Annotated in this window: 25 protein-coding genes and 5 tRNA genes; 23 read left to right on the forward strand and 7 right to left on the reverse strand. The window is 70.5% G+C overall.

Features of this window, described 5'->3' with window-relative positions:
• On the reverse strand, positions 1-2,246 hold a 2,246-nt coding region (locus tag AC51EU_RS13830), incomplete at its 3' end, for a sensor histidine kinase (RefSeq protein WP_496267186.1).
• Positions 2,247-2,856: 610 nt separating this feature from the next.
• On the opposite strand from AC51EU_RS13830, the gene AC51EU_RS13835 reads away from it, so the two are divergent.
• From AC51EU_RS13835 to AC51EU_RS13850, 4 genes are all read left to right on the forward strand, one after another.
• Positions 2,857-3,042 carry a hypothetical protein gene (locus AC51EU_RS13835; protein WP_496267187.1) on the forward strand — a complete coding sequence of 62 codons (186 nt, stop codon included), beginning with the start codon at positions 2,857-2,859 and terminating at the stop codon, positions 3,040-3,042.
• 83 nt (positions 3,043-3,125) lie between these two features.
• Positions 3,126-3,887 carry a fumarylacetoacetate hydrolase family protein gene (locus AC51EU_RS13840; RefSeq protein ID WP_496267188.1) on the forward strand — a complete coding sequence of 254 codons (762 nt, stop codon included), beginning with the start codon at positions 3,126-3,128 and terminating at the stop codon, positions 3,885-3,887.
• Complete coding sequence (gltX, locus tag AC51EU_RS13845) at positions 3,880-5,358, forward strand: glutamate--tRNA ligase (protein WP_496267189.1); 1,479 nt, start codon at positions 3,880-3,882, stop codon at positions 5,356-5,358. Before AC51EU_RS13840 ends, gltX begins: the two co-directional genes overlap by 8 nt.
• Positions 5,359-5,506: 148 nt before the next feature.
• The gene (locus AC51EU_RS13850) at positions 5,507-6,064 is read left to right on the forward strand and encodes a Uma2 family endonuclease (RefSeq protein WP_496267210.1); all 558 of its coding nucleotides are present in this window, start codon (positions 5,507-5,509) and stop codon (positions 6,062-6,064) included.
• A 144-nt stretch (positions 6,065-6,208) separates the two neighbouring features.
• Here the strand turns inward: AC51EU_RS13850 and AC51EU_RS13855 are convergent, their stop codons facing one another.
• Together AC51EU_RS13855 and AC51EU_RS13860 are read right to left on the reverse strand one after the other, a co-directional pair.
• Complete coding sequence (locus AC51EU_RS13855) at positions 6,209-6,406, reverse strand: DUF397 domain-containing protein (protein WP_496267190.1); 198 nt, start codon at positions 6,404-6,406, stop codon at positions 6,209-6,211.
• Entirely contained in the window at positions 6,403-7,248 is an 846-nt protein-coding gene (locus AC51EU_RS13860) for a helix-turn-helix domain-containing protein (protein ID WP_496267191.1), read from the reverse strand. The genes AC51EU_RS13855 and AC51EU_RS13860 overlap by 4 nt, the downstream gene beginning before the upstream one ends.
• A 110-nt stretch (positions 7,249-7,358) precedes the next feature.
• Here AC51EU_RS13860 and AC51EU_RS13865 point away from each other — a divergent pair, with 110 nt between their 5' ends.
• The 8 genes from AC51EU_RS13865 to AC51EU_RS13900 all read left to right on the forward strand — a co-directional run bounded on the left by AC51EU_RS13865 (position 7,359) and on the right by AC51EU_RS13900 (position 9,087).
• On the forward strand, positions 7,359-7,844 hold the full coding sequence (locus tag AC51EU_RS13865) for an ATP-binding protein (protein WP_496267192.1): 486 nt from the start codon (positions 7,359-7,361) through the stop codon (positions 7,842-7,844).
• Between the two features lie 141 nt (positions 7,845-7,985).
• Positions 7,986-8,132, forward strand: a complete 147-nt coding sequence (locus tag AC51EU_RS13870; RefSeq protein WP_496267193.1) for a hypothetical protein — start codon at positions 7,986-7,988, stop codon at positions 8,130-8,132.
• 51 nt (positions 8,133-8,183) lie between these two features.
• Positions 8,184-8,423, forward strand: a complete 240-nt coding sequence (locus tag AC51EU_RS13875; RefSeq protein ID WP_496267194.1) for an HAD hydrolase-like protein — start codon at positions 8,184-8,186, stop codon at positions 8,421-8,423.
• Positions 8,424-8,510: 87 nt separating this feature from the next.
• Positions 8,511-8,582 (forward strand) — tRNA-Gln (locus AC51EU_RS13880).
• 58 nt (positions 8,583-8,640) lie between these two features.
• Positions 8,641-8,713: transfer RNA gene (locus tag AC51EU_RS13885), tRNA-Glu, on the forward strand.
• A gap of 89 nt (positions 8,714-8,802) precedes the next feature.
• Positions 8,803-8,875 (forward strand) — tRNA-Glu (locus tag AC51EU_RS13890).
• A gap of 16 nt (positions 8,876-8,891) precedes the next feature.
• A tRNA-Gln gene (locus AC51EU_RS13895) sits at positions 8,892-8,963 on the forward strand.
• Positions 8,964-9,014: 51 nt separating this feature from the next.
• Positions 9,015-9,087, forward strand: a tRNA-Glu gene (locus AC51EU_RS13900).
• A 145-nt stretch (positions 9,088-9,232) separates the two neighbouring features.
• Here AC51EU_RS13900 and ndgR read toward each other — a convergent pair.
• Positions 9,233-9,949, reverse strand: coding sequence for an IclR family transcriptional regulator NdgR (gene ndgR, locus AC51EU_RS13905; protein ID WP_496267195.1), 717 nt, complete (start codon positions 9,947-9,949; stop codon positions 9,233-9,235).
• A 173-nt stretch (positions 9,950-10,122) separates the two neighbouring features.
• Between ndgR and leuC the strand changes: the two genes are divergently transcribed.
• The 5 genes from leuC (at position 10,123) to AC51EU_RS13930 (ending at position 13,650) form a co-directional block, all read left to right on the forward strand.
• Positions 10,123-11,553, forward strand: a complete 1,431-nt coding sequence (gene leuC / locus AC51EU_RS13910) for a 3-isopropylmalate dehydratase large subunit (RefSeq protein ID WP_496267196.1) — start codon at positions 10,123-10,125, stop codon at positions 11,551-11,553.
• Positions 11,554-11,555: 2 nt separating this feature from the next.
• Positions 11,556-12,149: a 3-isopropylmalate dehydratase small subunit gene (gene leuD, locus AC51EU_RS13915; protein WP_496267197.1), complete on the forward strand. Its 594-nt coding sequence runs from the start codon at positions 11,556-11,558 to the stop codon at positions 12,147-12,149.
• A 136-nt stretch (positions 12,150-12,285) separates the two neighbouring features.
• Positions 12,286-12,531 carry an SCO5555 family protein gene (locus tag AC51EU_RS13920; protein ID WP_496267198.1) on the forward strand — a complete coding sequence of 82 codons (246 nt, stop codon included), beginning with the start codon at positions 12,286-12,288 and terminating at the stop codon, positions 12,529-12,531.
• A gap of 125 nt (positions 12,532-12,656) precedes the next feature.
• Positions 12,657-13,355 (forward strand): HU family DNA-binding protein, encoded by a 699-nt coding sequence (locus AC51EU_RS13925; protein WP_496267199.1) that lies wholly within the window; start codon positions 12,657-12,659, stop codon positions 13,353-13,355.
• A 91-nt stretch (positions 13,356-13,446) separates the two neighbouring features.
• Complete coding sequence (locus AC51EU_RS13930) at positions 13,447-13,650, forward strand: hypothetical protein (protein WP_496267200.1); 204 nt, start codon at positions 13,447-13,449, stop codon at positions 13,648-13,650.
• A gap of 18 nt (positions 13,651-13,668) precedes the next feature.
• Here the strand turns inward: AC51EU_RS13930 and cofC are convergent, their stop codons facing one another.
• The gene (cofC, locus tag AC51EU_RS13935) at positions 13,669-14,343 is read right to left on the reverse strand and encodes a 2-phospho-L-lactate guanylyltransferase (RefSeq protein WP_496267201.1); all 675 of its coding nucleotides are present in this window, start codon (positions 14,341-14,343) and stop codon (positions 13,669-13,671) included.
• Positions 14,344-14,476: 133 nt separating this feature from the next.
• Between cofC and AC51EU_RS13940 the strand changes: the two genes are divergently transcribed.
• The 3 genes from AC51EU_RS13940 (at position 14,477) to AC51EU_RS13950 (ending at position 17,552) form a co-directional block, all read left to right on the forward strand.
• A complete protein-coding gene (locus AC51EU_RS13940) occupies positions 14,477-15,313 on the forward strand; it encodes a lysophospholipid acyltransferase family protein (protein ID WP_496267202.1) in 837 nt (278 codons plus the stop codon).
• Positions 15,310-16,311, forward strand: coding sequence for an NAD(P)H-dependent glycerol-3-phosphate dehydrogenase (locus AC51EU_RS13945; protein ID WP_496267203.1), 1,002 nt, complete (start codon positions 15,310-15,312; stop codon positions 16,309-16,311). The genes AC51EU_RS13940 and AC51EU_RS13945 overlap by 4 nt, the downstream gene beginning before the upstream one ends.
• 104 nt (positions 16,312-16,415) lie before the next feature.
• Positions 16,416-17,552, forward strand: coding sequence for a D-alanine--D-alanine ligase family protein (locus tag AC51EU_RS13950; RefSeq protein ID WP_496267204.1), 1,137 nt, complete (start codon positions 16,416-16,418; stop codon positions 17,550-17,552).
• A 297-nt stretch (positions 17,553-17,849) separates the two neighbouring features.
• Here AC51EU_RS13950 and AC51EU_RS13955 read toward each other — a convergent pair whose 3' ends face one another.
• Complete coding sequence (locus AC51EU_RS13955) at positions 17,850-18,083, reverse strand: Lrp/AsnC family transcriptional regulator (RefSeq protein ID WP_496267205.1); 234 nt, start codon at positions 18,081-18,083, stop codon at positions 17,850-17,852.
• Positions 18,084-18,241: 158 nt separating this feature from the next.
• On the opposite strand from AC51EU_RS13955, the gene AC51EU_RS13960 reads away from it, so the two are divergent.
• Together AC51EU_RS13960 and thiD are read left to right on the forward strand one after the other, a co-directional pair.
• Positions 18,242-19,210: a thiamine-phosphate kinase gene (locus tag AC51EU_RS13960; protein WP_496267206.1), complete on the forward strand. Its 969-nt coding sequence runs from the start codon at positions 18,242-18,244 to the stop codon at positions 19,208-19,210.
• A 63-nt stretch (positions 19,211-19,273) separates the two neighbouring features.
• Positions 19,274-20,092 (forward strand): bifunctional hydroxymethylpyrimidine kinase/phosphomethylpyrimidine kinase, encoded by an 819-nt coding sequence (gene thiD / locus AC51EU_RS13965; RefSeq protein ID WP_496267207.1) that lies wholly within the window; start codon positions 19,274-19,276, stop codon positions 20,090-20,092.
• 79 nt (positions 20,093-20,171) lie between these two features.
• On the opposite strand, the gene rpmB is transcribed toward thiD, so the two are convergent.
• On the reverse strand, positions 20,172-20,357 hold the full coding sequence (gene rpmB, locus AC51EU_RS13970) for a 50S ribosomal protein L28 (RefSeq protein ID WP_496267208.1): 186 nt from the start codon (positions 20,355-20,357) through the stop codon (positions 20,172-20,174).
• A gap of 233 nt (positions 20,358-20,590) precedes the next feature.
• Here rpmB and AC51EU_RS13975 point away from each other — a divergent pair.
• The coding region (locus AC51EU_RS13975; protein ID WP_496267209.1) for a DAK2 domain-containing protein at positions 20,591-20,964 on the forward strand (374 nt) is incomplete at its 3' end.

Raw genomic sequence — 20,964 nt, forward strand, 5'->3', positions numbered from 1 at the left:
CCCGAGCCGACCTGGCCGCGCGGCTGGAGCCCCGCGAGCCGGCTGGTGGCGTTGGAGCCGCCGCTGTGCTCGGGGCTCTTGACGGTGCTCGGCGCGGGCTTCTTGCCGCCCTGGGCGACGTCCACCGGGAGCATGACCAGCGCGGTGGTGCCGCCGGAGTCGGACGGGCGCAGCTGGATGCGGATGCCGTGGCGCAGCGACAGCCGGCCGACCACGAACAGGCCCATCCGGCGGGAGACGGACACGTCCACGGTCGGCGGGCTGGCCAGCCGCTCGTTGATCGCCGCCAGGTCCTCGGGGGACAGGCCGATGCCGGTGTCGTGGATCTCGACCAGCACCCGCCCGTCGGGCAGCGCGTGGCCGGTGACCTTGACCTTGGTCTGCGGGGAGGAGAACGAGGTGGCGTTCTCCAGCAGCTCGGCGAGCAGGTGCACGAGGTCGTTGACGACGCGTCCGGCGACCTCGGTCTGCGGGACGGAGTTCAGTTCGATCCGCTCGTACTGCTCCACCTCGGAAGCGGCCGCGCGGAGCACGTCGACCAGCGGGACCGGGCGCGTCCACCGGCGGCCCGGTTCCTCACCCGCGAGGACAAGGAGGTTCTCGCCGTTACGGCGCATACGGGTGGCGAGGTGGTCGAGCTTGAAGAGGGAGGAGAGCTGGTCCGGGTCGGCCTCGCGGGACTCCAGTTCGGAGATGAGCGAGAGCTGACGCTGGATGAGGCCCTGGCTGCGGCGCGAGAGGTTGGTGAACATCGCGTTGACGTTGCCCCGGAGCAGCGCCTGCTCGGACGCCAGCCGGACGGCCTCGCGGTGCACGTCGTCGAAGGCCGCGGCCACCCGGCCGATCTCGTCCCGGCTGTGCACACCGACCGACTCGACGGAGGTGTCGACGTCCTGCGGGTCGGACTCGGACAGCTGCTTGACCAGCTCGGGCAGCCGCTCCTGGGCGACCTTCTGCGCGGTGTCCTGGAGACGGCGCAGCGAACGCACCATGGAGCGCGCCACGACGAACGCGCCGACCAGCGAGATGCCGAGGACGAGGACGATCAGCGCACCGTTGATGATCGCGTCGGTGGTGGCGTCGTCGCGCAGCTCGCGGGACTTCTGCTCCATCTCGGTGAGCAGGTGGCTCTCGATGCGCGACATCTCGTCGATCTTGACGGTGTCGGAGTCGTACCAGTCCAGGTACTGGAGGTCCTGGCTGCGGATGCCGGAGGCGCTGGCGAAGGCGCGGTGCGCGAAGGAGACGGCGGACTTGATCTCGTCGTTGTTGCCGTCGAGACCGCGGGTGAGCGCGCCGGCGTTGCCCGAGTAGATCTGGGAGAAGCGGTCGCGGGCCGCCTTCTCGTTGTCCTCGGCGGTACGGCCGGCGAGCCGGTCGTTGGCCGAGAGCTCCGGGCCGCCCTTGTGCGCCAGACCGGCGCTGACCAGGGCGCGCTGCATGGACGCGTACTCCTTGGCGGAGGAGAAGGCCGCCAGCGAACGGGTGCTGCGGATCATCTCCGGGTTGCTGGTCGCCTGCGCCATGTCCTGGGACAGGGAGAGCAGGGAGCCGATCAGCTGGTTGTAGCCGGAGACGGTCCGCGCCGTGTTGTCGGCGTCCTTGTACGCGTTGTTGCGGAGCTCGTTGAGGGTGTTGAGCTGGCGGCCGATCTCCAGGACGGTGGCCCGGACACCGGTCATCGTGGCGTCGTCGCCCTGGATGTCGTGCGTGGCGCCGTCGAAGGCGCTGCGAGCGCGGTCGGTGGCCTGGCGCGGGGCGACGACGTTGGTGACGTCCTTGGTGTTGCCGCTGCCGGCCAGTGGTCCGGCGGACCGGTCGCGCTCGACCTGGAGCGCGTCGGCGAGCTTGGTCGCCTGCCGCGTCATCTCGGTGAGCAGCTGCATCTTGTCGAGCTGCTCCATGTTCTCCAGGGAGCTCTCGATACGCAGGCCACCGAGCGAGGTGGCGGCGACGACGGGCAGCGCGAGCAGGGAGACCAGGCGGGTGCTGATGCGCAGGTTGCGCAGCGAGATCCGTGAGCCGGTGCCCTTCTCGCCCTTGGGCGCGGCGCGGTCGGCGGACTCGCCGCCCTTGCCGCCCCGGTCCGACGGCCCGGGACCGCCGGCCGGACTGTTGCCCTGGGCGCGCTGTGGCGAGGAGGCGCGGTCGGTCCCGCCGCGCAGCTCCGGGTCCGCCGCAGCTTCCCCTAGCCCTTGGCGAGCCTGGGGAGAGCCCGTGCCATCCCTCTTGAAACGTCCCTGCACTAGCGTCGCAACCTCTGGACCAGGCGTCCCTCCGCGTCAACGGCGGGACGATGTCGAGTCATGGGAGACCGCAAAGTCCCCCGTGGCGGTCGTGAATGACCGGCGGGCCGATCCCTCTGGCCGAGAGAGCGACGCCACCGCGCGGCGCCACTTCGCGCCCTGCGCGCCGGCTCAAGGTGCGGCGGTCCGTGGAATTCCAGCACAGTGCCGGATCTCCAACAAGGGCGGTACCGCCCCCTGTGACATGCGTGACGCAATGTGCGGACCATGTCACGACAAGTAGAAGCAGTGGGTTCCGATAACGGACTTTTACCCGCGAGTCGCGCGGCCATGAGCGCTGTCCCAGGTGCGGTGATCGGCGGAGAAATGATCACGTTGTACCCATGATGTCCGCTTTCCTCAAGAGGGGTGATCAAGGAAATTGCGGCGTTTATCACAGGTCTCGTGAGCAAACTCACAGGTCTGTCCAGGACTTTCCCCGCGCTCCGCTGGGAATGCCGCGCATAGCCTGACGCTTTACAAAGTTGCCCGGAATGACAGGAAGGGCAACCACCGGACGGGGCACCGTCCCCGCCCGTCCACCCGACGACACGACACGAGGCGTGAAGCAGTGAAGACCACGATGATGTTCCGCAACATAGCCAACCCGCGGCGCACCACGCTGGCGCACCTCAAGGACGCCGACGAGCTGACCGTCACCGAGGCCCCGGAACACACCGTCGAGCTGCCCACCCAGACGGCCAACCCCCGCCGCACCGTCCTGAACGAGGCCCCTGGCCAGGACGTCTCGGCGTAATAAGCGGAGCGGGTCCGCCGCGCCCCCGCGTTAGCCTGGAGTGTCAACTCCCGGCCAGTGATCATGAGGGGCAGCGGCAACCCGTGCGCATCGCCAGATTCTCCATCGACGGCACCGTCGGCTTCGGCGTCCTGGAAGGCGACGAGATCGACGTCATCAAGGGGCACCCCTTCGCCGAGTTCGAGCGCTCGGGCCAAAAGGTCCCGCTCGACAAGGTCCGCCTGCTGCCGCCGGTCCTGCCCAACAAGGTCGTCGCGATCGGGCGGAACTACGCCGCGCACGCCGCCGAGCTGGGCAACACCGTCCCCGACACGCCGGTCACCTTCTTCAAGCCCTCCACCTCCGTGGTCGGCCCCGGCGACCCCATCGCGTACCCCTCCTTCTCCCAGGAGGTGCACCACGAGGCGGAACTCGCCGTCGTCATCGGCCGGATGTGCCGAGAGGTGCCCCGCGAACGGGTCAAGGACGTCATCCTCGGCTACACCTGTGCCAACGACGTCACCGCGCGTGACGTCCAGCAGCGCGAGTCCCAGTGGGCCCGCGCCAAGGGCTTCGACAGCTCCTGCCCCCTCGGCCCCTGGGTCGAGACCGAGCTGGACCCGAGCGACCTGACCATCCAGTGCACGGTCAACGGCGAGCAACGCCAGCTCGGCCGCACCAGCGAGATGGTCCGCTCCATCGAGGATCTGATCGTCCACATCACCGAGGCGATGACGCTGCTCCCCGGCGACGTCGTCCTCACGGGCACCCCGGCCGGGGTCGGCCCGCTCAACGTCGGCGACGTGGTCGCCGTCACCATCGAAGGCATCGGCACTCTCACCAACAAGGTGATCAAGCGTGGCTAACGCGACCCCCGTCCGCGTCCGTTTCTGTCCCTCCCCGACCGGCAACCCCCATGTGGGCCTGGTCCGGACCGCCCTGTTCAACTGGGCGTTCGCCCGGCACCACCAGGGAACCCTGGTCTTCCGCATCGAGGACACCGACGCGGCCCGCGACTCCGAGGAGTCCTACAACCAGCTCCTGGACTCCATGCGCTGGCTCGGCTTCGACTGGGACGAGGGCCCGGAGATCGGCGGCCCGCACGCCCCCTACCGCCAGTCGCAGCGGATGGACCTCTACAAGGACGTCGCCGACAAGCTGCTCGCCGCCGGCCACGCCTACCCCTGCTACTGCACCGCCGAGGAGCTGGAGGCCCGCCGCGAGACCGCCCGCAAGGAGGGCCGCCCCTCCGGCTACGACGGCACGTGCCGCGACCTCACCGACGGGCAGAAGGCCGCGTACGAGGCCGAGGGCCGCCCCTCGATCGTCCGCTTCCGGATGCCCGACGAGCCGATCACCTTCACCGACCTGGTCCGCGGCGAGCTGACCTTCACCCCGGAGAACGTGCCCGACTACGGCATCGTCCGGGCCAACGGCGCGCCCCTCTACACGCTCGTCAACCCCGTCGACGACGCGCTGATGGAGATCACCCACGTCCTGCGCGGCGAGGACCTGCTCTCCTCCACCCCCCGCCAGATCGCCCTCTACAAGGCGCTGATCGAGCTGGGCATCGCCAAGGAGATCCCGGCCTTCGGCCACCTGCCGTACGTCATGGGTGAGGGCAACAAGAAGCTCTCCAAGCGTGACCCGCAGGCGTCCCTGAACCTCTACCGCGAGCGCGGCTTCCTCCCCGAGGGCCTGCTCAACTACCTCGCCCTCCTCGGCTGGTCCTTCTCCGCCGACCGGGACATCTTCTCGGTCGCCGAGCTGGTCGAGAAGTTCGACATCGCGGACGTCAACGCCAACCCGGCCCGCTTCGACCTGAAGAAGGCCGAGGCCATCAATGCCGACCACATCCGGCAGCTGGACCCCGCGGCGTTCACCGCGGCCTGCGAGCCCTGGCTGCGCGCCCCGCACGCCCCCTGGGCCCCCGAGGACTTCGACCAGGCGGCCTGGGAGGCCATCGCCCCGCACGCCCAGACCCGGCTGACGGTCCTCTCCGACATCGTCGCCAACGTCGACTTCCTCTTCCTCAAGGAGCCCGTCGAGGACGAGGCGTCCTGGACCAAGGCGATGAAGGGCGACCCGGCGGCCCTGCTGACGACGGCCCGCGCCAAGCTGGCCGACGCCGACTGGACCAGCCCCGAGTCCCTCAAGCAGGCCGTCCTCGCGGCCGGCGAGGAGCACGGCCTCAAGCTCGGCAAGGCACAGGCCCCCGTCCGGGTGGCCGTCACCGGCCGCACCGTCGGCCTGCCCCTGTTCGAGTCCCTGGAGGTTCTCGGCAAGGACCGTACCCTCCAGCGCATCGACGCGGCACTGGCGAAGCTCGCGGGCTGACGCCCGTACGAGTGCCACGGGCCCGGAAGCCGTCACGGCTTCCGGGCTCCCGGTGTATTCAGGGGGGACGGACGACCAGAACGGGGCAACGAGCGTGACAGAGCCAAGCGAAGGGCTGATCAAGGCCGCACTCGCCGACCGGCCGCACATGCCACTCGGCGAATTCGAGGAACTGGCCCGTCTCGCCGCCCGTACCGCCGAAGGGCTGCGTCTGGAGCTCATCGACGGAAGGCCGGGCATCAAGGCGCCGCCGGACGGCGACCACGCCGAGATCATCGCCCAGCTCCAGCGCCTGTGCCTGCAACACCGACCCGAACTGCACCTTTACGCAGGGCGAGGTCTCAAGATCCGGGCGTACCGCGAGGGCAGGGCACGCCCTGACGCCACGCTCGCCCCACGTGGCTCCTTCTCGGGCCAGGGGGAGTGGGCCGACCCCGGGCACGTCCTGATGGTCGTCGAGGTCACCTCGTACGACCCTGACACCGACCGCTGTGACCGTCGGGAGAAGCCCCCCGCCTACGCGGAGACCGGTATCCCGGTCTACCTGCTGGTCGACCGGGACACGGGCGAGGCCACCGTCTTCTCGAAGCCCGACGGCGACCGCTACGACCAGGCCGTCACGGTGCGCTTCGGCACGCCCGTCGAGCTCCCGGCCCCGGTCGGCCTCAAGATCGACACCGAGCCGCTGAAGAACTGGGTGGACTGACACCGCCGCCCTCCGCCGCGGATTCCTCCGGCCCGCCCCGGGGCCGAGCGGGCTCCGGGGCAGCGCCTCAGGGTGCCAGCGGGAGCCTCTGCCCAGGGGCGGCAGTCAAGTCGGCCGTGACGCCGTGCCGGCTGTCGTATCCGGTCAGCGGCGTGCGTGCGCCAGGAACGCGCACCAGGCGTCGGGGGAGACGGTGAAGCTTCCTCGTCCGGTGTCCTTGGAGTCGCGGACGTGGACGGCGGTGGCGGTGGCGGCCACCTCAACACACTCGCCACCTGCGCCGCCGCTGTAGCTGGAGGTGACCCAGCGGAGCAGTTGGGACGTGGACTGCTCGGTGTTCATAGCTCTCCTTGCAGCAACTTCTCGATGTGGCACAGGGATTCGTCCGGTGGCAGCGCCTGGGCCCGCAGGATTCCATATCGTACGGCGAATCCCCGTACGGATTCCCGATCGGTGATCACCTTGCCGCTGCCCTGGCTCTCCACGTACGCCACTTGCTCGCCTCCCCGGGGCGTCATCATGGTGAACGGGCCGTCGGCACCTGCGTGGTCGGTCATTCGGGTCGGCATCACTTGGATCTCCACGTTGGGGTTCTCCCCGGACAGCAGCAGATGTTCCAGTTGGCCGCGCAGCACCTGCGTACCGCCGAATGGCCGCTGGAGTACGGACTCCTCGATGACGAAGCTCAACGTAGGCGAGGGCTTGCGCTCGAAAATCTTGTGCCTGGCCATACGGGCCATGACCATCTGCTCGATCTCAGCTTCAGCCCTTCGCGGACGCCAGACGGTGAACATCGTCCGTGCGTATTGTTCGGTCTGGAGCAGCCCAGGCACGGCGAGAGCCGCGTACGCGTGGAATTCCACGGCCTCTTCCTCGATCTTGGCCGCTCCCCGGAAGAACGCCGGATACCGCGCCAGCGCCACCGTCCGCTTCATCGCCCGCAGCACCCCGCCGGCGTCGAGCAGGTCGTCCAGCTTGTCGATCGTGTCGGGGCGTGGAATCCGCCGCCCCTGCTCGATCGCGGCGATCTGGGCCTCGCTGTATCCGATGAGTGCCCCCAGCGCGGCCTGCGTCAGCTGTGCCCGCTCCCGAAAGATCTTGATCTGGCGGCCGAACGACCGCAGAAACTCGTCCGCGGGATCCTCTTTCCGCCCAGCCCCGGTCTGCTCCGGAACCTGTGTCATGTGCTTCCCCTCTCACCGCCCCGACAGGGCGCCATCCCCATCCCCACAGCCACGCTGTGTAGAGGTGCCGTCACTGGTGACCGTAGGTATGGGACAGCAGGCTTGCCGCCATGACGACCGAAATCCCCCCTACCGGGTTCGGCTTCACCGAGCTCGACTTCACGATGCGCTTCACCTCCACCCCTCGCGGAGCCCGCCTCGCGCGACGGCTGGCCTCTCGCCGGATGGCCGAATGGGGCTTCCCGTGCGGCTCGGCCATGAACGATGACGTCGCCCAGATCGTCGGGGAGCTGGCGGCCAACGCCGCGACCCACGGGCGTGTTCCAGGCCGCGACTTCCGCCTCTCCCTCACGATCGACGGAGATCCCGCCCGCGTCCGCGTCGAGGTCACGGACACCCGTAGCGAGGTTCGCCCACCGGACCGGGCTGCCGCCCCCACACAGTCGGACGCGGAATCCGGACGCGGGCTCTGGCTGGTCAGCGGGCTGGCCTCCCGGTGGTCGGTCGAGTCGCGTGCGGACGGTCCGGGCAAGACGGTCCGTGCGGAGATCGACATCAAGGGAAGTGACGCCTGGGCGGTACGTTCGCCCGTGTGATCACCGATGCTCGGTGCACATGATCTCGACGCACGGCAGATCAGTTCCCGGACGACGAGATCGACGCTCTGGACACCGCCTTCCGGGAGCTGAAGGCTCACGCCATTCCGGGCACGGACCTCGCCGCGTAGCTTCCCTCCTATGGCCCTGCGCGCTGTCCTGTGGGACGTGGACGACACCCTCTTCGACCACAGTGGGGCGGACCCTGCCGCCGTGCTGCGGCATCTGGCGGAGGAGAAGGCGCTGGAGGCTTACGGGGGAGCGGTGGCGGACGGTCACCGAGAGTGAACCCGCGTGGTTCAGTGCCGGTGAGGTGGGCTTTCTCGACTACCGGAGGGGGTGTTCCGGGCCAGCTGCGCGGCGTTGGGGCTGCCACCGTCCGAGGTGGCGTACATCGGGGACCGCCTCGACGCGGACGCGCTGGGTGTCCGGGATGCCGGGCTGGTGGCGGTGTGGCTGGACCGTGGTGGCGCGGGGGCGGGCGTGCCGCCCGGTGTGCGGCGGGTGGGGACCCGCGCGGAGGCGGTCGGCCTGCCGCCCGGCCTTATCGGTTTTGGAGCCCCGTCCACGATCAGGTAATGTTCTTCCTGCGCCGCCCGAGAGGGCCGAGAGGCCCGGCCGGAAAGCGCAAGCCGAACAAAATCCCCACCGGGGGTTGCGTTTTGGTGGGCTATGGTGTAATTGGCAGCACGACTGATTCTGGTTCAGTTAGTCTAGGTTCGAGTCCTGGTAGCCCAGCAAGAGATCATCTTCGGATTGTTTCGTCTCGTCGACGTTCTCTTGAATGCAGTGTCTAGCCCCCGTTGTGTAGCGGCCTAGCACGCCGCCCTCTCAAGGCGGTAGCGCCGGTTCGAATCCGGTCGGGGGTACAGATCCTTGCTCTCCGTCTCCTTCGGGTCGCACCCGGATGCGATGATGCAGGCAACACGCGGTTTCCGCCGCGTGGAGGATCGCTAGGGCCCCCGTTGTGTAGCGGCCTAGCACGCCGCCCTCTCAAGGCGGTAGCGCCGGTTCGAATCCGGTCGGGGGTACTGGTCTAAACCACCATGGGCTATGGTGTAATTGGCAGCACGAGTGATTCTGGTTCATTTAGTCTAGGTTCGAGTCCTGGTAGCCCAGCGCGGAAGCGCAGAACGTCAGAAATGGCGTAGCTCAACTGCACAAAAACTCGCCCCCGTTGTGTAGCGGCCTAGCACGCCGCCCTCTCAAGGCGGTAGCGCCGGTTCGAATCCGGTCGGGGGTACACAAGAATCAAGGCCCCTGCTTCGGCAGGGGCCTTGGTCGATTTCCAGTGGACGGTCGTGGTGGGGGAGTTGTTCCCCCGGGCGGGCGAAAGGCCGCGGCCCCGCTCGGACGGCGCGGGCCGCGGCCGTAAATGCCGTGGTGGATCAGCCGGCGCGGCGCAGGCCCTCGGACAGGCGGGCCGCCGCGTCGATCACGGCCTGGGCGTGCATACGGCCCGGGTGGCGGGTCAGCCGCTCGATGGGGCCGGAGACCGACACGGCCGCCACCACACGGTTCGAGGGGCCGCGTACGGGGGCGGAGACGGACGCCACGCCCGGCTCCCGCTCGCCGATCGACTGGGCCCAGCCCCGGCGCCGTACGCCCGAGAGAGCGGTCGCGGTGAAACGGGCGCCCTGGAGGCCGCGGTGCAGCCGCTCCGGTTCTTCCCAGGCCATCAGGATCTGCGCCGCCGAGCCCGCCTTCATGGGGAGGGTGGAGCCCACCGGGACGGTGTCCCGCAGTCCGGACAGGCGTTCCGCCGCGGCCACACAGATCCGCATGTCGCCCTGGCGCCGGTAGAGCTGGGCGCTCTCGCCCGTCACATCGCGCAGATGCGTGAGCACGGGGCCCGCCGTGGCGAGGAGGCGGTCCTCGCCGGCCGCCGCGGCCAGCTCGGCGAGCCGCGGGCCGAGGATGAAGCGGCCCTGCATGTCCCGCGCCACCATGCGGTGATGCTCCAGGGCCACCGCGAGCCGGTGGGCCGTGGGGCGGGCCAGTCCGGTCGCCGCGACCAGCCCGGCGAGGGTGGCCGGACCGGACTCCAGAGCGCTCAGCACCAGAGCTGCCTTGTCGAGAACGCCGACACCACTAGAGTTGTCCATGCAACGATACTTGCGTCTCACAGTGTGAAACGCAAGTTCAATTTTCCGAGGAAGTCGTCACTCTGTAGGCGTGGCCCTCGACCGGGGCCCGGCGAGGCACCCGCCGCGGGCGGTGCCGGGATCTCGCACACGCACGAGTTGGGCCGACGACGCGGCCGGCCGGAGGGAAAGCGATGGGACGGACACTGGCGGAGAAGGTCTGGGACGACCATGTCGTCCGGCGCGCGGAAGGCGAGCCCGACCTGCTCTTCATCGATCTGCACCTGCTGCACGAGGTCACCAGCCCGCAGGCGTTCGACGGCCTCCGCAAGGCCGGCCGCCGGGTGCGCCGCAGGGACCTCACCCTCGCCACCGAGGACCACAACACCCCCACCCTCGACATCGACAAGCCGATCGCGGACCCCGTCTCGCGGGCCCAGCTGGAGACCCTGCGCAAGAACTGCGCCGAGTTCGGGGTGCGGCTGCACCCGCTGGGCGACGTGGAACAGGGCGTTGTCCACGTGGTGGGACCGCAGCTGGGACTGACCCAGCCCGGTACGACCGTGGTCTGCGGCGACTCCCACACCTCCACGCACGGCGCCTTCGGTGCCCTGGCGTTCGGCATCGGCACCAGCCAGGTCGAGCACGTCCTGGCCACCCAGACACTGCCGATGGCGCCGTTCCGGACCATGGCGATCACCGTCGAGGGCGAACTGCCCGAGGGCGTCACCGCCAAGGACCTGATCCTGGCGGTCATCGCCGAAATCGGCACCGGCGGCGGACAGGGCTACGTCATCGAGTACCGCGGCCCCGCCATCGAGAAGCTGTCGATGGAGGCCCGGATGACCGTCTGCAACATGTCGATCGAGGCCGGCGCCCGCGCCGGCATGATCGCCCCCGACGAGACCACCTTCGCCTACCTCAAGGACCGCGACCACGCTCCCCAGGGCGCCGACTGGGACGCCGCCGTCGCCTACTGGAGGACGCTGCGCACCGACGACGACGCGGTCTTCGACGCCGAGGTCGTCATCGACGCCTCCGCGCTCTCCCCGTTCGTCACCTGGGGCACCAACCCGGGCCAGGGCGCGCCGCTGTCCGCCACCGTTCCCGACCCGGCCTCCTACGCGGACGCCTCCGAGCGTCAGGCAGCCGAAAAGGCCCTGGAATACATGGGACTGACGGCGGGTCAGGCGTTGCGGGACATCGCCGTCGACACCGTTTTCGTCGGCTCGTGCACCAACGGGAGGATCGAGGACCTGCGGGCCGCGGCCGCGGTCCTTCAGGGCCGTTCGGTCGCCGACGGGGTGCGGATGCTCGTCGTCCCCGGCTCGGTCCGCGTCGCCCTCCAGGCCGTGCACGAGGGGCTGGACAAGGTCTTCACCACGGCCGGCGCCGAGTGGCGCCACGCGGGCTGCTCCATGTGCCTGGGCATGAACCCCGACCAGCTCGCGCCCGGCGAACGCTCGGCGTCCACCTCCAACCGCAACTTCGAGGGACGGCAGGGCAAGGGCGGCCGGACCCACCTCGTCTCGCCCCAGGTCGCCGCCGCGACGGCGGTTCTCGGCCATCTGGCCTCACCCGCCGACCTGTCCGCCGACACCCCCACGCCCGCTGGAGTCCGATAACGATGGAAGCCTTCACCACCCACACCGGCCGGGCCGTCCCGCTGCGCCGCTCCAACGTCGACACCGACCAGATCATCCCCGCGCACTGGCTGAAGAAGGTCACCCGCGACGGCTTCGAGGACGGCCTGTTCGAGGCATGGCGCAAGGACCCGGAGTTCGTCCTCAACCAGGAGGCGTACCGGGGGGCGACGGTCCTGGTCGCCGGCCCCGACTTCGGCACCGGCTCCTCGCGCGAGCACGCCGTCTGGGCGCTGCAGAACTACGGCTTCAAGGCCGTCATCTCCTCGCGGTTCGCGGACATCTTCCGCGGAAACTCCCTCAAGAACGGCCTGCTGACGGTGGTCCTGCCGCAGGAGACCGTCGAGGAACTGCAACGCCTCACCGAGTCCGACCCGGCCACCGAGGTGACCGTGGACCTGGTGGCGCGCCAGGTCCGCGCCGCGGGCCTCACCGCCGGTTTCGCACTGGACGAGAACGCCCGCCACCGGCTGCTGGAGGGGCTGGACGACATCAGCCTCACCCTTCGGGAGGAGTCCGCCATCGCCGCCTACGAGGCGGACAGGCCGTCCTTCAAGCCCCGGACCACAGAGGTCTGACCTCGGGTTTTATGGCTCAAAGCAATATTGCGTACGATGCGCCCCCTGTGCACTTGCCAGGGGGCGCATCGGCGTGTGGAGGGCGCTGTTGAGGCCCCGTGAAGCGACAACTCGCCGCAGATGGCACAATTAGCGCATGGAACGCGACGACCAACTCCAGCTCTACGGTTCCGTCGCCGACCGACTCAAGGACGCACACGCAAGGGTGCGGACACTGCAAGTCCCGGAGGGCGTACGGATGGCGCTGACCCGGAAGCTGCTCGTCATCACGGCCGCGGCAAAACACGATCTTGCGGACGCGGCAAGGCGTCTGGAGTGGTTCATGGCTGACCTGGACGAAGGTCGTTATCCCGAAGACGTGCACACCGACGGAAGTCCGTGAAGGTCGAGTGCGTTGCGGCACAAGGGTGATTAGCCCGTTTCGTGTTTGATTTGCGGTATATATCTGCCTAACGTGCGAAAAAGCTTGGAAACTTTCGTTCCAGCAATGTCTCCGAAGGGGAAGACGTGAACAAGGCGCAGCTCGTAGAAGCCATTGCCGACAAGCTCGGCGGCCGCCAGAACGCCGCCGACGCGGTCGACGCGGTCCTGGACGCAATCGTGCGTGCAGTTGTCGCGGGCGACCGGGTTTCGGTCACCGGATTCGGCTCGTTCGAGAAGGTCGACCGCCCGGCCCGCTACGCCCGCAACCCGCAGACGGGTGAGCGCGTGCGGGTCAAGAAGACCTCCGTGCCGCGATTCCGCGCGGGCCAGGGCTTCAAGGACCTGGTGAGTGGCTCCAAGAAGCTCCCCAAGGGCGGCGAGGTCTCCGTCAAGAAGGCCCCCAAGGGCAGCCTCTCGGGTGGCGCCGCCACGCGGACCACGGTGAAGAAGGCCGCGGCGAAGAAGGCCACCACCGCCAAGAAGGCCGCGGTGAAGAAGACCACGGCGGCCGCGAAGAAGGCGGCACCCGCGAAGAAGACCACCGCCAAGAAGACCACCGCGGCGGCGAAGAAGACGACCACGGCGGCGAAGAAGACGACGGCGAAGAAGGCCACCACCGCGAAGAAGGCGGCGCCGGCGAAGAAGGCCACCACCACGGCGGCGAAGAAGACCACCGCCAAGAAGACCGCGCCGGCGAAGAAGGCGACGGCGAAGAAGGCTCCCGCCAAGAAGACCACGGCACGCAAGACCACGGCGAAGAAGACCACCGCTCGCAAGCGGTGATTCCTTTCCGCGGCGACGCCGGGCCGGTCTTCCTCCGGGGAGCCCGGCCCGCCGTGCGTTACCGGTGACCGCGCGCACTAGGCTTCGCCCCATGCAGGCCACCGCGTACACCTACGACCCCGAGACCCGCTCCGGCAGCGTGCTGCTGGACGACGGCACACCGCTGCCCTTCGGCGCGGCGGCCTTCGACGCGGGCGGGTTGCGGCTGCTGCGGCCCGGCCAGCGGGTACGGATCGAGGTCACCGGCGAGGGTGAGAACCGCCACATCGACCTGATCACGCTCCAGACCCTCTGAACGCGCAGGTCACAGCCTTCAGGCCGCGCCCTCCGCCCACGCCGCGCCGCCGGCCAGCAGGGCCGTGTGCGGGCCCACCCCGAGGGACAGCGCGGCCCGCAGATCGTCACCGGTGTCCACGTCCCGGCGTACCGAGGGAACGTCCCGCACGGTGATTTCCCGTGCCCCCGACGCCAGGTGCCGACAGCGGGAAGGGCCCCCGAAAGCCGGCGCCAATTCCGTACCGGAACGCGCCGTGAGCAGGGTGGTGCCGATATCCGCGGCATCGGCCAGAAATGCCCGCGGAAATAGCGCGGCGTAATGCAGGACGCGGGACAGTTCGGCGGGCCGCAGTGCCGGAAGGTCGGCGTTCAGCGTGGCGAGCGACGCGCCCGGGCGGCGGCTGCGGACCACTTCCGCGCCGTGTGCCAGCGCGGCGTTGAGGCCCGAGGCAGGGCTGTCGGGCACAATCGCCGCGCCCAGTGCGGCCAGCTCCGACGCGGCCAGCGGATCATCCGTGACAACCGCCACATCCGCGACGTCCTCGCAGGCCAGCGCGGCTGTCACGGTGTCCTGCGCGAAAGCCAGAGCCAACTTCGGCCGGAACTCCTCACCCGTGGCTCCCGAGAGCCTGCTCTTGGCCCGCACCAGCGGTTTCAACGGCACCACCAGGCTCCAGACCACATCCGCTCCGTCTCTGTGCATCGGCTTCATTTTCCCCCCGCCCCCGGCGCTCCGGGGGAGACGCGGGGTTACGGTGTTCTCGACATAGCGGGTACCTGGGGCGACACTTGTGCGGCTGCCGGCTCGCAGCAGCAACGCAGGTCCCCAAAAGGAGGGTGTCCCAGTGTCCCGCCGCAGAATCGGCTTCTGGTACCGCTTGGCCGCGGTCATCTGCAAACCGCCGCTCTTGGTTCTGTTCAAGCGGGACTGGAAGGGAATGGAGCACATTCCGGCCGACGGCGGATTTATCACCGCGGTCAACCACAACTCGTATCTGGACCCGCTCTCCTATGCGCACTACCAGTACAACACCGGCCGGGTTCCCCGATTCCTCGCCAAGGCCGCCCTCTTCCGCAAGGGCTTTGTCGGCCTGGTGATGCGCGGCACCGGCCAGATCCCGGTCTACCGGGAAACCGCCGACGCCGCCGCCGCGTTCCGCGCCGCGGTCGCCGCCATCCGGCGCGGCGAATGCGTCGCCTTCTACCCCGAGGCCACCCTCACCCGCGACCCCGACCTGTGGCCGATGCAGGGCAAAACCGGTGCCGCGCGAGTGGCGTTGCTCACCAAGGCCCCGGTCGTCCCCGTCGCGCAATGGGGCGCCAACGAGGCCATGCCGCCGTACGCCAAGGACAAGAAGCTCCGCCTCTTCCCCCGCAAGACCCTGCGGGTGCAGGCCGGACCGCCCGTCGACCTGAGCGCGTACTACGACAAGGAGCCCACCGCCGAGGTGCTCCGCGAGGTGACCGAGGTCATCATGGACGCGGTCACCGCGCAGCTCGCGGAGATCCGGGGCGAGCGGCCCCCGGCCGAGCTGTACGACGCCCGCAAGGCGTTCGCCCGCGAGCGGCGCGCGGCCCGCGAGGCCGCCCGCGCCGAGGCGGAACGGCTCGGGCGGGCCGCGCCCGACGGGCCCGGGCAGGACCGAAGCACCCGGCAGCTTCAGGAGGATGAGGGCAAGTGACGCGCTGCGCCGTATTCGGCACCGGATCGTGGGGCACCGCGTTCGCGATGGTGCTCGCCGACGCGGGCTGCGAGGTGACCCTCTGGGCCCGCAGGCCCGACCTCGTCGAGGCCGTCAACACCAGCCGTACCAACCCCGACTACCTGCCGGGCGTGACGCTGCCCGAGGGGGTGCGCGCCACCACCGACCCGGCCGAGGCCGCCCGGGGCGCCGACTTCACCGTCCTGACGATCCCCTCGCAGACGCTGCGCGGCAACCTCGCCGAGTGGGCCCCGCTGCTGCCGGACGACACCGTCCTGGTCTCGCTGATGAAGGGCATCGAACTCGGCAGCACCCTGCGCATGAGCCAGGTCGTCGAGGAGGTCGCCAAGGTCCCGGCCGAACGGGTCGCGGTCCTCACCGGCCCCAACCTCGCCCGGGAGGTCGCCGCCCGGCAGCCCGCCGCCGCGGTCGTCGCCTGCGCCGACGAGGAGGCCGCCCGGCGCCTCCAGGCCGCCTGCCACACCCCGTACTTCCGGCCGTACACCAACACCGACGTGGTCGGCTGCGAGCTCGGCGGCGCCGTGAAGAACGTCATCGCCCTCGCCGTCGGCATCGCGGACGGCATGGGCCTGGGCGACAACGCCAAGGCGTCCCTCATCACCCGAGGCCTCGCCGAGACCACCCGGCTCGGGCTCGCCATGGGCGCCGACGCGCACACCTTCGCCGGTCTGGCCGGCATGGGCGACCTCGTCGCCACCTGCTCCTCGCCGCTGTCGCGCAACAACACCTTCGGCCACAACCTCGGCCGGGGAATGACGCTGGAGGAGACGATAGCGGTCACCAAGCAGACCGCCGAGGGCGTCAAGTCCTGTGAGTCCGTACGGGATCTGGCCCGCCGGTTCGGCGTCGACATGCCCATCACCGAGACGGTGGTGGAGATCGTGCACGAGGGCAAGCCCCCGATGGTCGCCCTCCAGCAGCTGATGGCGCGCAGCGCCAAGCCCGAGCGGCACTGACCGCCGCGCGGGCCGCCGTGCGGGGACCCGGCGTCCCCAACACGGCCGTCCCCGGCGGCCGCCGCACCGAATCCCTGTCCGACAGCCTGTACCCTCGACCCGTTATGAGCAGCCAGACTCCTCACCACAAGCCCCGCGTCGCCGTCGTGTTCGGTGGCCGCAGCTCCGAGCACGCCATCTCCGTGGTCACCGCGGGAGCCGTCCTGCGCGCCATTGACCGCGAGAAGTACGACGTGCTGCCGATCGGCATCACGGCCGACGGCCGCTGGGCACTGACCGCCGACGACCCCGAGCGGATGGCCATCGAAGAGCGCCGGCTGCCCAGCGTCGACGAGCTGGCCGAGTCCACCGAGGGCACCGTGGTGCTGCCGCTGGACCCGTCCGACCGCGAGCTGGTCTACAGCGAGCCCGGTGTGGTGCCCAAGGCGCTCGGTGAGGTCGACGTCGTCTTCCCGGTGCTGCACGGGCCCTACGGGGAGGACGGCACCCTCCAGGGGATGCTGGACCTCGCGGGCGTCCCCTACGTCGGCTCGGGTGTGCTGTCCTCGGCCGTCGGCCAGGACAAGGACTACATGAAGCGGGTGTTCGCCTCCTTCGGGCTGCCGGTCGGCCCCTACGAGGTCGTCCGCCCCCGCGAGTGGGAGCAGGACCCGTCCGCCGCCCGCAAGAAGATCGTGGACTTCGCCGCCGAGCACGGCTGGCCGGTGTTCGTGAAGCCCGCCCGCGCCGGCTCGTCCTTCGGTATCACCAAGGTCGACGACATCGGCGGCCTGGACGAGGCGGTCGAGGAGGCCCGGCGCCACGACCCCAAGATCATCGTCGAGGCGCTGCTGCGCGGCCGCGAGATCGAATGCGGGGTGCTGGAGTTCGAGGACGGGCCCCGCGCCAGCGTGCCGGCCGAGATCCCCCCGGTCACCGCCCACGACTTCTACGACTTCGAGGCCAAGTACATCGACTCCGCCGCCGGCCTCGTCCCCGCGCCCCTCACACCGGAGCAGACCGCCAAGGTCCAGGAACTGGCCGTCGAGGCGTTCGAGGCGGCCTCCTGCGAGGGCCTGGTCCGCGCCGACTTCTTCCTCCAGGACAACGGCGAGTTCGTGATCAACGAGATCAACACGCTGCCCGGCTTCACGCCCATCTCGATGTACCCGCGGATGTGGCAGGAGAGCGGCGTGAGCTACCCGGAGCTGGTCGACCGGCTGCTGCAGGCCGCCCTGCGCCGCCCGACCGGCCTGCGCTAGGGACCACGAGCCGTGCCGGGCCCCGACACCGCGGGCCCGGCGCCGTTCCCGTACGGGGCGGCCGGAACGCGCACCGCTCCACCCGTCCCCGCACGGCACCGTCCGGGACCCGCCCCGCTCACCGCGATACGCACCGGACCCCGGAACACCGCACCGCGACTCCCCGGCCCGGCCGCCCCGGGCGGCTACCTGCCCCGCCCCCGGCACACCCCGGCCCGGCCGTACGGGACACCCCGGCCCGGTCGTACGGCACATCCCGCGGCCCGGGAGCATCACCCGGCCGCGTACACGAGGACACTAGATATGGACGACCGGGCAGGTCAGCGTCCGTGTGATGCCGTCCACCGCCTGGACCCTCGCCACCACCAGACGCCCCAGCTCGTCGACCGTCTCGGCCTGCGCGCGCACGATGACGTCATAGGGGCCGGTCACGTCCTCGGCCCGCACCACACCGGGGATCTGCGCGACCACCTCCGCGACCGCCGAGGCCCTGCCGACCTCGGTCTGGATCAGGATGTACGCCTGTACCACGGAGCCTCCAGGGCGGCGACGAGGATCATGGGGGAAGAAAGGACGCCACGGTATCGCGTCGCCGGGCGGAGCGGGGAGACCCGCGCGGCGCACGCGGCACGTGCGGCGAAGACGTCAGCGCAGTACGGACCGTCCGTACGCACGAGAAGGGCGACAGCATGAAGGGCACCGTGGGCGAGCTGGGGGAGTTCGGGCTGATCAGGGAGCTGACCTCCCGGCTCACCTCCACGTCGGCCGTACGCATCGGGCCGGGGGACGACGCCGCGGTCATCACCGCGCCCGACCGGAGGGTCGTGGCCAGCACCGACGTCCTTCTGGAGGGCCGCCACTTCCGCCGCGACTGGTCCACCGCGTACGACGTCGGCCGCAAGGCCGCCGCGCAGAACCTCGCCGACATCGCCGCCATGGGCGCGGTCCCCACCGCGATCCTGCTCGGCCTCGTCGTCCCCCCGCAGCTCCCCGCGACCTGGGTCACCGAGCTGATGGACGGGCTGCGCGACGAGTGCCAGGTCGCCGGGGCCGCCGTGGTGGGCGGCGACGTCGTCCGCGGGGACACCATCACCGTCGCCGTCACCGCCCTCGGCGACCTGCGCAACGCCGAACCCGTCACCCGGGCCGGGGCGCAGCCCGGAGACGTGGTCGCGGTGACCGGCTGGCTCGGCTGGTCCGCGGCCGGGTACGCGGTCCTCGACCGCGGCTTCCGCTCACCGCGCGCCTTCGTCGAGGCGCACCGCAGGCCCGAACCCCCCTACCACGCGGGCCCCGCGGCCGCCGCGCTCGGCGCGACCGCCATGACCGACGTCAGCGACGGCCTGGTCGCCGACCTCGGCCACATCGCCGCGGCCAGCAAGGTCCGTATCGACCTGCGGACCGCCGCGATCGACATCCCCTCGCAGATGTCCGACATCGGCGCCGCCGTCGGCGTCGACCCCCTCCAGTGGGTCCTCAACGGCGGCGAGGACCACGCGATCGTCGCCACCTTCCCCGCCGAGGTGAAACTGCCCGCCCGCTGGCAGGTGATCGGCGAGGTGCTGCACCCCTCCGCGCTGCCCCAGGTGACCGTCGACGGCGCCCCCTGGACGAAGCCCGGCTGGGACCACTTCGGGGACAACGGCGACGACGGATGACGCCCCGGGCCCCCGCCGCCCGCGCATGCGGGCCCGGTGGCGGCGCCCGGTAGATTCGCCGGCATGCGCACACCACCACGTGTCCTGACCGTCGCCGGCTCCGACTCCGGCGGCGGCGCGGGCATCCAGGCCGACCTCAAGACGATGCTGGCACTGGGCACCCACGGCATGAGCGTGCTCACCGCCGTCACCGCGCAGAACTCGCGCGGTGTGCAGGGGGTGTGGGACCTGCCGGAGGAAGCGGTCCGCGCCCAGTTCCGCAGCGTCGCCGACGACATCGGCGTCCAGGCGGTGAAGACCGGGATGCTCTCCTCGCCCGCCCTCGTCCGGACCGTCGCGGAACTCCTGACCGGAGTGGACGCCCCCGTCGTCGTCGACCCCGTCGGTGTCTCCAAGCACGGCGACAGCCTCCTGGCCGCCGACGCCCTCGACGCCGTCCGCACCAAGCTGCTGCCGGCCGCCACCGTCGCCACCCCCAACCTCGACGAGGTCACGAGGATCACCGGGGTCCGGGTGAGCGACGAGAGCGGGATGCGGCGGGCCGCCGACGCGGTCCTCGCCCTCGGCCCCCGCTGGGCGCTGATCAAGGGCGGTCATCTCCCCGACGGTCCCGGCGGCCCCGCCGACGCCGTCGACCTGCTCACCGACGGCACCGAGGAGCACTGGCTGCGCGCCCCGCGCCACCCCAACGGGCACACCCACGGCACCGGCTGCACCCTCGCCAGCGCCCTCGCGGCCCGCCTCGCCCTCGGCGACACCGTCCCGCGGGCGGCCGCCGCCGCCAAGGACTACGTCGCCGGGGCGATCGCCCACGGCTTCCCGCTCGGCTCCGGCACCGGCCCCGTCGACCACGGCTGGCGGCTGCGAGGCCGCTCCGCGTAGGCACGACGAAGGCCGGCCCACCACAGGGTGGACCGGCCTTCGTCACAGCAACCGGCTCGGCTGCGCCACGGCTAAGACGTCAGCGCGAGACCTTGCCGGCCTTGATGCACGAGGTGCAGACGTTCAGCCGCTTCGGCGTACGCCCGACCGTCGCACGCACCGTCTGGATGTTGGGGTTCCAACGACGGTTGGTACGGCGGTGCGAGTGAGAGACACTCTTGCCGAAGCCCGGCCCCTTGCCGCAGACGTCGCAGTTGGCAGCCACGGGTCACTCCAAAGACTTCAGATGCACTTACGGTGAAATCCTGACGGACCGAGTGCATTGATCGTCCGGCGTCGCCAGGAGGAGGAATGGCCCGACTCTCATCGGGCAACCGGAGCAGCATACATCGGCCACTCCCGTAGAACGAAACTACCACGAGCCCCCCGGCCCCCGGCCCGGCCTCCTGCCCCGACCGCGGCTACTGTGCGGTGCATCCCGTCATCCAGGAGGACCCTGTGCCGCACCCGCTCGACGCCACCACGGTCCGCGTCTGGTGCGGACTGGCCCTGGAGGCGCTCGGCCGGGAACGCGCCCGGATCGACGCGATCAACGTCTACCCCGTGGCCGACGGCGACACCGGCACCAACCTCTACCTCACCGTCGAGTCCGCCGCCCGCGCCGTCGAGGCCGCCTTCGACGGGCACACCGCCGCCGGCACCACCCCCCTCCTCGCCGACGCGGCCGGCGCCATGGCGCACGGCGCGCTGATCGGCGCCCGCGGCAACTCCGGCACGATCCTCGCGCAGCTGCTGCGGGGCATGGCACAGGTGCTGGCCGCCGAGGAGACCGGCGGCGCCCGGCCGGACGCCGGAACCCTCCGCCGCGCCCT

Source organism: Candidatus Streptomyces philanthi (assembly GCF_059553635.1).